Annotated in this window: 13 protein-coding genes; 3 read left to right on the top strand and 10 right to left on the bottom strand. The window is 63.6% G+C overall.

The genetic code is table 11. The features are described 5' to 3' along the window. Positions 1-188: 188 nt before the first annotated feature. Together C8K44_RS26755 and C8K44_RS26750 are read right to left on the bottom strand one after the other, a co-directional pair. On the bottom strand, positions 189-668 hold the full coding sequence (locus C8K44_RS26755; RefSeq protein ID WP_109578796.1) for an SRPBCC family protein: 480 nt from the start codon (positions 666-668) through the stop codon (positions 189-191). Continuing rightward, positions 652-1,002 (bottom strand): metalloregulator ArsR/SmtB family transcription factor, encoded by a 351-nt coding sequence (locus C8K44_RS26750; RefSeq protein ID WP_109578795.1) that lies wholly within the window; start codon positions 1,000-1,002, stop codon positions 652-654. Before C8K44_RS26750 ends, C8K44_RS26755 begins: the two co-directional genes overlap by 17 nt. Positions 1,003-1,110: 108 nt before the next feature. On the opposite strand from C8K44_RS26750, the gene C8K44_RS26745 reads away from it, so the two are divergent. Then, on the top strand, positions 1,111-1,752 hold the full coding sequence (locus C8K44_RS26745) for a dihydrofolate reductase family protein (protein WP_109578794.1): 642 nt from the start codon (positions 1,111-1,113) through the stop codon (positions 1,750-1,752). A 146-nt stretch (positions 1,753-1,898) separates the two neighbouring features. Here the strand turns inward: C8K44_RS26745 and C8K44_RS26740 are convergent, their stop codons facing one another. From C8K44_RS26740 to C8K44_RS26730, 3 genes are all read right to left on the bottom strand, one after another. Further along, a complete protein-coding gene (locus tag C8K44_RS26740; protein WP_199227220.1) occupies positions 1,899-2,981 on the bottom strand; it encodes a 5-(carboxyamino)imidazole ribonucleotide synthase in 1,083 nt (360 codons plus the stop codon). Next, positions 2,978-3,442: a 5-(carboxyamino)imidazole ribonucleotide mutase gene (gene purE / locus C8K44_RS26735; RefSeq protein WP_199227221.1), complete on the bottom strand. Its 465-nt coding sequence runs from the start codon at positions 3,440-3,442 to the stop codon at positions 2,978-2,980. The genes C8K44_RS26740 and purE overlap by 4 nt, the downstream gene beginning before the upstream one ends. Positions 3,443-3,559: 117 nt before the next feature. Then, on the bottom strand, positions 3,560-3,763 hold the full coding sequence (locus tag C8K44_RS26730) for a DUF465 domain-containing protein (RefSeq protein WP_109578793.1): 204 nt from the start codon (positions 3,761-3,763) through the stop codon (positions 3,560-3,562). Positions 3,764-4,000: 237 nt separating this feature from the next. Between C8K44_RS26730 and C8K44_RS26725 the strand changes: the two genes are divergently transcribed. Then, complete coding sequence (locus tag C8K44_RS26725) at positions 4,001-4,180, top strand: YdcH family protein (RefSeq protein ID WP_109578792.1); 180 nt, start codon at positions 4,001-4,003, stop codon at positions 4,178-4,180. A gap of 174 nt (positions 4,181-4,354) precedes the next feature. On the opposite strand, the gene C8K44_RS26720 is transcribed toward C8K44_RS26725, so the two are convergent. The 3 genes from C8K44_RS26720 to C8K44_RS26710 form a co-directional block, all read right to left on the bottom strand. Next, the gene (locus C8K44_RS26720; protein WP_109578791.1) at positions 4,355-4,618 is read right to left on the bottom strand and encodes a metalloregulator ArsR/SmtB family transcription factor; all 264 of its coding nucleotides are present in this window, start codon (positions 4,616-4,618) and stop codon (positions 4,355-4,357) included. Positions 4,619-4,715: 97 nt separating this feature from the next. Continuing rightward, positions 4,716-5,963, bottom strand: coding sequence for an MFS transporter (locus C8K44_RS26715; RefSeq protein WP_109578790.1), 1,248 nt, complete (start codon positions 5,961-5,963; stop codon positions 4,716-4,718). A gap of 77 nt (positions 5,964-6,040) precedes the next feature. Continuing rightward, a complete protein-coding gene (locus C8K44_RS26710; protein WP_109578789.1) occupies positions 6,041-6,235 on the bottom strand; it encodes a DUF1192 domain-containing protein in 195 nt (64 codons plus the stop codon). A 126-nt stretch (positions 6,236-6,361) separates the two neighbouring features. Here C8K44_RS26710 and C8K44_RS26705 point away from each other — a divergent pair, with 126 nt between their 5' ends. Next, a complete protein-coding gene (locus C8K44_RS26705) occupies positions 6,362-7,372 on the top strand; it encodes an NAD(P)H-quinone oxidoreductase (protein ID WP_109578788.1) in 1,011 nt (336 codons plus the stop codon). A 184-nt stretch (positions 7,373-7,556) separates the two neighbouring features. Here C8K44_RS26705 and C8K44_RS26700 read toward each other — a convergent pair whose 3' ends face one another. Together C8K44_RS26700 and C8K44_RS26695 are read right to left on the bottom strand one after the other, a co-directional pair. Continuing rightward, positions 7,557-7,853 (bottom strand): hypothetical protein, encoded by a 297-nt coding sequence (locus C8K44_RS26700; protein ID WP_109578787.1) that lies wholly within the window; start codon positions 7,851-7,853, stop codon positions 7,557-7,559. Positions 7,854-8,360: 507 nt separating this feature from the next. Continuing rightward, positions 8,361-9,161, bottom strand: a complete 801-nt coding sequence (locus C8K44_RS26695) for a class I SAM-dependent methyltransferase (protein ID WP_109578786.1) — start codon at positions 9,159-9,161, stop codon at positions 8,361-8,363. Positions 9,162-9,375: the final 214 nt, after the last annotated feature.

Below are 9,375 nucleotides of genomic sequence, written 5' to 3'. Positions count from 1 at the left end.
GAAATCCGAAATCTCCATAAGCCGTCGCCTGTGGCTCGCGGGTTCCTGCATGGGAGGCTTTCGTACGCCTGCCGGCACCCGAAACCCTTCATCATCTCGGATGTTCGCGGTAGGACCGCAAAGTCCTGAAAGCGGTCGTTTATGGGCTTTATGGCGGGGCGACCGCCAACCCTCAAGATGATCAGCGTTCAACCATCCAGCCACGTGGCGAGACCGTCCAGCGTCTGCAGCCCATACTCCACCGCGCCGAAACCGATGACCACCTGGCGACGTTCACGGCTTGGGTGCAGCTGGCGCATGGTCAGTACGGTCTTGCCGTCGGCCTGCTCATCGAACGTGATCGTCATGTAAAAGCGCTCCGGGTCGTCGAGGTCGGTGGTGCCGTAGTCCGCCACGATCAGCTCGTTTGGCACGATCTTCAAGAAGCGCATGAGATTGGGGAAACGCTGCTGCTGGCCTTCGAACACGCCCACCATGTCGAAACGCCATTCCCCGCCTTCGCGGATATCGGCCTTGTGGTTCTCGATGCTGAGACCGGCCGGGCCATACCATTGCGCCAGTGCCTCCGGATCCATCCAGGCGGCAAAGACCTTGTGGCGCGGGTGCTTCAGCACCTTGACCAGGACGATCTCACGGTCGGGCGACCACGTCTCAAACAGCTTTTCCATCGTCGGTCTCTCCCGTCCTGTCCAAAAATGTTTCAAGCCGGTCGAGCCGGTCGGCCCAGCGGCGGCGCTCCGCTTGCATCCAGTTTGATGCCTCGTCGAAGCGCGCCTGTTCCAGCCAGCACCAGCGGCGGCGCCCGCGCTTCTCGCTGGCGATCAACCCGCAATCTTCCAGCACCTTGAGATGCTGGGCGAAGGAGGGCAGGGCCATGTCGAACGGCTCTGCCAGCACGGTCACCGGCAACTCTCCCTCGGCCAGTCGCGACACCACCGCGCGGCGGGTCGGGTCGCTGAGGGCGTAAAAGGCGAGATCGAGCGGGGTCGAGTGGTAGGGCATATGACTCGGTAAGACGGCTGCGCCTGCAGGTCAATAAAAAAAAGGCACTTGCCTTAGTGTTGAGTCGCAATTACAAAGGTAAGTGCCTTAGTAACTGGGAGCACTGCAGTGGCTGTTCGTGTCGACCTCCTCATTTCGCTCGATGGTTTCGCAACAACGACGGACCAGACGCCTGAAAACCCCTTTGGCCCCGACTGGTCCCGCCTTGTCGGTCCCTATGTCGCCACGCGGACGTTCCGGGAGCGCGTACTCAAGGATACCAGCGGCAAAGGCACCACTGGTCTCGATGATGCCTATGCACAAGACTACTTCGACAACATCGGCGCCGAGATCATGGGCGCCGGCAAGTTCGGGCTGCACAACTTTCCCGATGATCCGGACTGGAAGGGGTGGTGGGGCGACGAGCCGCCATTCAAATGCCCGGTCTTCGTCCTGACCCACACGCCACGGCCTCCCATCGAGATGGCTGGAGGCACCACGTTCCATTTCCTCGCGGCGGACCCGGTCGATGCACTGCAGCAGGCCGTGACAGCCGCAAACGGCAAGGACGTCAGGATAGGTGGCGGTCCAACCATGGTTCGCGACTATCTGAAGGCCGGGCTGGTGGACCGCCTGCACGTTGCCATTACCCCAATCTTGCTGGGGCGGGGCATACGCCTCTGGGACGGGTTGCGCGGGTTGGAGGTGGGCTACACCGTCAAGACGGAAGCGAGCGAGAGCGGCACTGTCCACGTGACGTTTCAACGCTAGCCGCCAGGCCGTGGGGGACGACAATCATGGATTGCCCAAAATTGGTCCATGACGTCTTCGCCCAATGTCCACTTTTCGTGGTTCCACAACCGAAAGCAGACCGACCGCTTTCCACCCATTGCTGACTGATTGCCCCGTGCCGCCTGTCAGTGGCGAGGCAAAATCCGCGTGAAGTGGCCCATCTTGCGGCCAGGTCTCGCTTCGGCCTTGCCGTAGAGATGCACCGCGACGTCGGGCTGGGCGAGCAAGGCGGGCACCTTTGCGATGTCGTCGCCGATAAGGTTTTCCATGACGCAGTCGGAGTGGCGGTTGGCGTCGCCGAGCGGCAGGCCGGCGACCGCGCGGATGTGCTGCTCGAACTGCGAGACCACGCAGGCCGCTTCGGTCCAGTGCCCGGAATTGTGAACCCGAGGCGCCATCTCGTTGGCGATCAGCGAACCATCGGCGAGGACGAAGAACTCGACGCCGATGACGCCGACATAGTCGAGCGCGGCGACAATCCTGCGCGCCGCTTCGCGCGCGGCATGGGCGGTCTCTTCGCTGATCGCCGCAGGCACGGTCGAGCTGGCGAGGATGCCATTGCTGTGCACATTTTCGGCCGGATCGAAGGCTGCGATGCTGCCGTCGGTCCCGCGCGCGGCAATCACCGAGATTTCGCGCTCGAAGGCGACAAAGGATTCGAGGATCAGCGGCACATTGCCGAGCGAAGCGCAGGCGCCGTCGAAGCCGCCTGTCGTCATGTTGCGGAAGACCATCTGGCCTTTGCCGTCATAGCCCATGCGGCGGGTTTTCAGGACGCCGCTACCGTCGAAAGCATGCAGAGCCGCGGCAAGATCCTGATCGTTTTCCACAGGCAAGAAATGGGCTGTGGATATCCCGATGCCGTTCAGGAAGGTTTTTTCGACCAGGCGATCCTGCGCCACTTCAAGCGCGCGCGCCGGCGGGTAGACCGCGACGCTTCCGGCGAGCCTTTCGGCTGCAGCGACCGGCACGTTTTCGAATTCGTAGGTGACGACCGCGCTTGCGCGCGCCAGTTCGTCAAGCGCCGCTGGATCGTCATAGGCGGCCACGATCTGCCGGTTGGCGACCTGGGCAGCCGGGCAATCGGCCTGCGGCTCGAGGATTACGGTCTGATAGCCGAGACGGGCTGCCGCCATGGCCAGCATGCGGCCAAGCTGGCCGCCGCCGATGATGCCGATAGTGGCTCCGAGGGGCAGCGGCGCGCTCACGCGTCGTCCGTCGGCTGTTCGGCGACCCGTGCGGTCTGGGCGGCGCGCCACTCGTCGAGCCTTGTGGCGAGCGCCTCGTCGGAAAGGGCAAGCACGGCCGCGGCAAGCAGCGCGGCGTTGGCGGCACCGGCCTTGCCGATGGCCAATGTTCCCACCGGAATGCCGGCGGGCATCTGTACGATCGAAAGAAGTGAATCCTGCCCTGACAGCGCCTTTGATTCGACCGGCACGCCGAACACCGGCAGCGGGGTCATGGCGGCTGTCATGCCGGGAAGATGGGCAGCGCCGCCGGCGCCGGCGATGATGACGCGGAAGCCGGACGCTTTTGCGCCCTTGGCAAATTCGTAGAGACGCTCGGGCGTGCGGTGGGCCGAGACGATGCGCGCCTCGTAGGTGATGCCGAGAACTTCCAGCAATTCGCCGGCATGGCGCATGGTCGCCCAGTCAGACTGGCTCCCCATGATGATGGCGACGTCGACCCTGTCCTTGCTCACGCGCGGCACCCCTGCTTGACAAGCCTGCGCTTAACCGAAATGCGCTGCCGCCGCAACCAAGTGGTGGCTGCAAACAGCGGTTTCTCAGGCAATGATGTCAGGGATGATCCGGTCTTCGATCTGGCTGATCTTGTCCTTGAGGATCAATTTCTTCTTCTTCATCCGCTGGATCTGCAACGTATCGCAGCCCATTGCGATCATCGCGTTGATCGCGGCGTCGAAATCGGCATGGTCCTGCTTCAAGCGTGCAAACTCGAGACGAATCTCGGCCTGTTCCTGTTCCGACATGTCTACCGTCTGCAAACTCACTGGCGCACCCGGGGCGCTCCTTAGGCGGGTCGGCGACTCCTTGTCACCGGCGCGATGCCCTTATCACATTTCAAGCCGTCAGGAAATGCTACCACACTTTATTCGACATCGCTGGCTGGGGGTGGCAGACTGTCATGGTTCCGTCACAGAGCGCTGTCTGCGGTGGGCAGGGCTGTGCTCGGGGCTTCGAGGAAACCATGAAAGGGAGAACCAATCATGTCTCTTGCATCCCATCTTGAAGAGCTTCAGCGGAAGCATGGCGACATCGAACGTGAGCTCGGTGAAGCAATGAACCATCCATCAGTGGACGACCTGCAAATCGTAATGCTGAAGCGTCGCAAGCTGGCACTCAAGGACGAGATTGAAAAACTGAGAGGTGCGCCGACTCAGCACTAAGGTCATGCAGACGACCTCTCTTTAGGCCCGCATTCTTTCGACGTGGGCCCGGTAGCCGGCGGCGAAACAACATCGCCGCCGGGACAGGGCGATGTGTCGGGCTGTGAATTGATCGAGGCGCGGCATACGAAGTCTTGCTACTTCGTCGACGGGAACCACCTCGTTTGTAACCGCTCAAGCGTCCCAGAACTGATCCAGCCAGATGTTGAGCTTTCTGAAGCCGGCGACACTCACCGCATAGACGCGGCGCGTTCCTTCGGCACGCGCACTGACCAGGCCAGCATCCAGGAGTACCTTGAGGTGCTGCGACACTGCGGGCCGCGACACCGGCAACCCGGCCGCGAGTTCGCTGACGGTCTTTGGGCCGCGCCGCAATTCCTCCAGCAGATGGCGCCGGTTGGCATCCGATATGGCCAGGAAGGAGTCGTCAGCTGTCATGAGCCCTTTGTGCCGCAACAAGACCTAAATCTCAACCGTGAGTCGCAAGGCTGGCTACATTGTCTTGAGAGGGAATGACGTGCCTGTCTGACGACTGTCAGGTTTCGGAGTCGGCCGCTTGCCTGGGGTCGAGACGCAGCGATTCGGGTGTCGAACTGCGGTCGGCCGGCTGGGTCTTGAACGCTTCGCGATCCTCGATCGGCACGGGCGCACGGCGCTTGATGCGAAGTGCCGTGTAGCCGGCAAGCGCGAAGTGGGCTGTGGCAGTGGCGAGAAACAGCGCCTCAGGGCGCATGTAGTCCATCAAGGCCGCACCAAGCAGCGGGCCGACCATGGTGCCGAAGCCATAGAGCAGCAGCAGGCCGCCCGAAACCTTGACGAAATCCTCGGGCTTCGCGTGGTCGTTGGCGTGGGCCACTGCGAGCGAATAAAGCGTGTAAGCGAATGCGCCGTAGCTTGCCGTCATGGCGATCACGAACGGGCCCGAGCGTGGCGCTACCGCAAATATCAACACCGCCGCCATCGCCGAGGCGAGCGAAGCACCGATCAGTACGTAGCGGCGGTCGGTCCTGTCGGAGATCTTGCCGATCGGGATCTGAAGCGCTGCACCGGCGACCACCACCAGGCTCATCATCAGCGCGATCTCGGGCGTCGAGATGCCCACGCGCGCGCCATAGACCGCGCCCAGCGTGCCCCAGTCGCCATTGGCGACGCCGATGAGGAAGCAGGCGACCGAAGCGACGGGCGAATTGGCGTAGAGCCCCTTGATGTCGAGCGAAACGTCCTGCAGCGGCTTTGGGTGGGCAGCGCTCGAAACGGCGGTTGGGATCAGCGACAGGCAAAACAGGATGCCGGTGACCATGAACAGCGCGTCGCTTCTGACATCGCCGCCGGCGACCATCATCTGGCCGGCCATGATCGAGGCGTAGGTGACCATCATGTAGAGGCCGAAGACCGTGCCGCGGTTTTCGTTGGTGGCGCGCTCGTTGAGCCAGCTTTCGATGACCATGAACGCGCCGGCCATGGCAAAGCCGGTGAAGGCGCGCAGCGCGATCCAGACATATTCGTTGACGATCAGCCCGGTGAGCAGCGCGATGATGGCCGCCGAGGCGGCGAAGGTGCCGAAGGCGCGGACATGGCCGGCGCGGCGCACGACGCGCGGGGCAAAAAAGCAGCCGGCGACGAAACCGCCCGCCCAGGCGGTGCCCATCAGGCCAAGGGCTGCCGTGGAGAAACCCTCTTCCTGGCCGCGCAGCGGAAGCAGCAGGCCATGCAGGCCGGAGGCGGCCAGAAGGAAGGCGGTGCCGCGAAGCAACGACAGGATCGGCCGGTAGGTTGCGAGCATCTGTGTCCCACCACGAATCAATTAGGCGCTAAAATGTGATGATAGCCCCTTTGGGGCTTATCAGTGGCGGGCGAAGATCAACCGCGCTTGAACAGCGCCTCGGCGGCGGATTTGGTCGAGCCTTTGACGGTGAGCTCGGCTTCAAGCCGCACAATCTCGGCGCGCAAGGCAGCGATGCGCTCGTTGAGTTCGCCGACCGACAGCAAGGACAGATCCTGACCGATCTCGTGGACGGTCTTTTTCTTCTTCGGCTCGTCGTCGAACAGCGCCATATCGCTCTCCTGATCTCCAGACAGGCGTTTGCCTGATTTGCCAATGAGAATACATAGTGCGGTCAATGACATGTAAAGTCCGGGACATGTACCGGGACACACCGGACCAGCGGAGAACAAAAAGACATGGCCAACGTAGCCGAACTTCCCGAAAAGATGCTTGCCGTGGCGATCACGCAGCCTGGCGGACCCCGCGTGCTCAAGGCCGAAAAGCGCGACCTGCCGCAACCTGGCCAAAGCGAGATCCTGATCCGGGTGCATGCGGCGGGCGTCAACCGGCCCGACGTGTTGCAGCGCAAGGGCGCGTATCCGCCGCCGCCGGGCGCGTCCGACCTGCCGGGGCTCGAAGTGTCGGGCGAGGTGGCGGCGCTGGGCGCGGGTGTTTCGCGCTGGCGCATTGGCGATGCGGTTTGCGCGCTGACGCCGGGCGGCGGCTACGCCGAATACGCCAAGGTGCACGAGACCAACGCACTGCCGGTGCCCAAGGGCTTCACCTTCACCGAAGCCGCGGCGGTGCCGGAAACCTTCTTCACCGTCTGGCACAATGTGTTCGAGCGCGGCGCGCTCAAGGCGGGGGAGACGCTCCTGGTGCATGGCGGCTCGTCGGGCATCGGCACCACTGCGATCCAGATTGCTTCCGCTTTTGGTGCCTATGTCATCGCCACCGCAGGCTCGGACGACAAATGCGCCGCCTGCCTGAAGCTCGGGGCCGACCGGGCGATCAACTACCGCAACGAGGATTTCGTCCAGGCTGTGAAGGACGCCACAGACGGCAAGGGCGCCAACGTCATCCTCGACATGGTCGGCGGCGACTATGTCGGGCGCAACTACAGCGCCGCCGCGATCGACGGGCGCATCGTCCAGATCGCGACGCAAGGCGGGGCAGTGGCGAGTGCCGATTTCTCAAAATTGATGGTCAAAAGGCTGACCCATACCGGCTCGACGCTGAGACCGCGCACCACCGAGTTCAAGGGCCAGATCGCCGCAGCCCTCGAAGCCCAGGTGTGGCCGCTGCTGGCCACTCGCCGCGTCGCGCCCGTCATGGACATGATCTTCCCGCTCAAGGAGGCCTGGCGCGCGCATGAGCGCATGGAAGAGGGCGAGCATATCGGCAAGATCGTGCTGGATGTGGGGTGAGGGTTTTTCTCCCTCCCCTTGTGGGGGGAGGGCCGGGGTGGGGGGGGTGAATTTTCGCTTGCGCTCTAAGAGTACCCCCACCCTTTATCCCTCCCCACAAGGGGGAGGGAATTGCCCCCTCTCCGCCTCGCTGCGCTCGGCACCTCTCCCCCGCAAGCGGGGCGAGGAACCGCGTCCTGCAAGACTACCGCCAGCCATGGGCGAGCTGCATGGTGAACAGGAGCATGCCCTCGACGCGGCGGTCGGCGTCGCGGCCGAGCGGCACCTGGCAGAAGCCGGCGCGGCCGAATTCGGTCGGCGAGGCGCGGCAGCGGCCGAAATTGCGGCATTCGCGGCGCTGGCACCTCAAATGCGCGCCCTCCATGGTGGCCGCGATACTGAAGGCGAGCACGAGCGCGTTGTGCATGGAATAGGGCAGGTGGCCGTAGCCCGGCAGCGGCGGGTCGATGATTTCGATCGGTTGCTTGCGTTTCCTCGGCATGGCTGTCTCCGGTTGACGCCCGCGCGGGGTTTTGTTGCGCGGGCAGGGGGAAATTTGGGCGCACGAAACTGTCCCGCGCTGATGAAGCCGGGGTTGGGAACCGGACGCATGGCCTTGCGTCTCTGTGATGCTAATGCATGACGCGCAGCCATGCGTCCGCCAGCGCTCTTGCCCCGCTCAGTCGCCTCAGTGCTTTCGCACCGCCAGCCGCCGCAAGGCCCGGGCTTGGGGGCTCATCACCCAGCAGGGGCACCGTCTCCCCTGCCAGCCCGGACGCCGCCGCCCTCCCCAGGTATCCGGTTCATGACCCGGGTTCCCATGAGGGCGATGGGGGAATTATCCATTGATATAAAAGGGCGTGGAAAAGAATTTTTTCCTATCCACGGGGTGGAAGCAGGCGATTTCAGGCGTGGTGCGGCGATTTCAATGGGTTAGCGCCGCAACGATGCGCCGGACGGACGTCAAAGCGGGGAAAAGCCATCCCCGCCATGCCTGATGGAAGGCCCCTCAGGCGACGACGCCGCGCACCGCCCAGGCGATGTTGGCAAACGAGCGCGGGCCGTCGGGGCGGCCAGCTTCGTAGGCATCGCGCACGGCAGCCTGGACGCGCGCCTTTTCCGCCGCGTCGAAGGTGGCGACAAATTTGCCGAGCGGGCCTTCGCCCGCGCCGATGGGCGCCCAGAGGTCGTCGAAGTTTGCGTAGTCCATGCGCTGCAAAAGCTGGGTCTCCTCGACGTTCAAAAGACCCTGCTCGATGAAGGCCTGCTTCATCTCGCCCGGCTGCATCATCGGCTGGAAGCTGTAGCGGGCGCGCAGTTGCCGGCCGGCTTCACCCAGGGCTGCCAGCGTATCGACCACCATGCGCATGCCGGGCATGCCGCCAAAATGGTCCCACACCGCTGCCGCGACCACGCCGCCCGGCCGGGTCACCCGGCGCATTTCCGAAATCGCCTTGGGCGCCTCGGGCACGAAATGCAGCACCAAGAGCGCCAGCGCGCGGTCGAAGCTGTTGTCCTCAAAGGGCAGGGCGCAGGCATCGGCCTGGCTGATTTTTATGCGCGGGTCGGTGTTGCGGGCCTGTGCTGCCGCGACGAAGACCGGCGAGAAGTCGATGGCCGCGATTTCGCCGAGGTTTTTGGTCTTGGCCAGCGCGAAGGTCAGGCTGCCGGTGCCGCAGCCGACGTCGAGCACCCTTTCGCCGTCGGCCAGGCCGGCAAAGTCGATGAACAACGGCGCGAGCTTTTGGCTCCAGCGGCCCATCAACTGCTCATAACCGGCCGCGTCCTGCACGTTGAAGCTTGATGTCATCGAAGCCTCCTATGCCTGGGCGGCATGGTAGGCCGGGGTGGCGGAGATGGGAAGGTAATCTGTCGACTAAACTCCGACCCATGCAGACTTTGCTCGTGAACGACCGTTCTGTGCCATCATGCACGAACCCGCTACGCGGGAGGGGTGCCAAGTACTGTGATGTGTTTGGTCTTGAGCGAGTAGAAGGCGCGACCTGACGATGGAGTTCCTTTCA

This window comes from Aminobacter sp. AP02, from assembly GCF_003148805.1.
Lineage (GTDB): Bacteria > Pseudomonadota > Alphaproteobacteria > Rhizobiales > Rhizobiaceae > Aminobacter.
This window is presented reverse-complemented; position numbering and strand designations above follow the sequence as displayed.

Excerpts from the sequence above, each read along its gene's own strand:
- purE (WP_199227221.1), bottom strand. The coding sequence starts at position 3,442 with ATGGGGAGCCAGTCTGACTGGGCGACCATGCGCCATGCCGGCGAATTG.
- C8K44_RS26695 (WP_109578786.1), bottom strand. The coding sequence starts at position 9,161 with ATGACATCAAGCTTCAACGTGCAGGACGCGGCCGGTTATGAGCAGTTG.
- C8K44_RS26710 (WP_109578789.1), bottom strand. The coding sequence starts at position 6,235 with ATGGCGCTGTTCGACGACGAGCCGAAGAAGAAAAAGACCGTCCACGAG.
- C8K44_RS26720 (WP_109578791.1), bottom strand. The coding sequence starts at position 4,618 with ATGACAGCTGACGACTCCTTCCTGGCCATATCGGATGCCAACCGGCGC.
- C8K44_RS26730 (WP_109578793.1), bottom strand. The coding sequence starts at position 3,763 with ATGTCGGAACAGGAACAGGCCGAGATTCGTCTCGAGTTTGCACGCTTG.
- C8K44_RS26725 (WP_109578792.1), top strand. The coding sequence starts at position 4,001 with ATGTCTCTTGCATCCCATCTTGAAGAGCTTCAGCGGAAGCATGGCGAC.
- C8K44_RS26750 (WP_109578795.1), bottom strand. The coding sequence starts at position 1,002 with ATGCCCTACCACTCGACCCCGCTCGATCTCGCCTTTTACGCCCTCAGC.
- C8K44_RS26715 (WP_109578790.1), bottom strand. The coding sequence starts at position 5,963 with ATGCTCGCAACCTACCGGCCGATCCTGTCGTTGCTTCGCGGCACCGCC.
- C8K44_RS26705 (WP_109578788.1), top strand. The coding sequence starts at position 6,362 with ATGGCCAACGTAGCCGAACTTCCCGAAAAGATGCTTGCCGTGGCGATC.
- C8K44_RS26700 (WP_109578787.1), bottom strand. The coding sequence starts at position 7,853 with ATGCCGAGGAAACGCAAGCAACCGATCGAAATCATCGACCCGCCGCTG.
- C8K44_RS26755 (WP_109578796.1), bottom strand. The coding sequence starts at position 668 with ATGGAAAAGCTGTTTGAGACGTGGTCGCCCGACCGTGAGATCGTCCTG.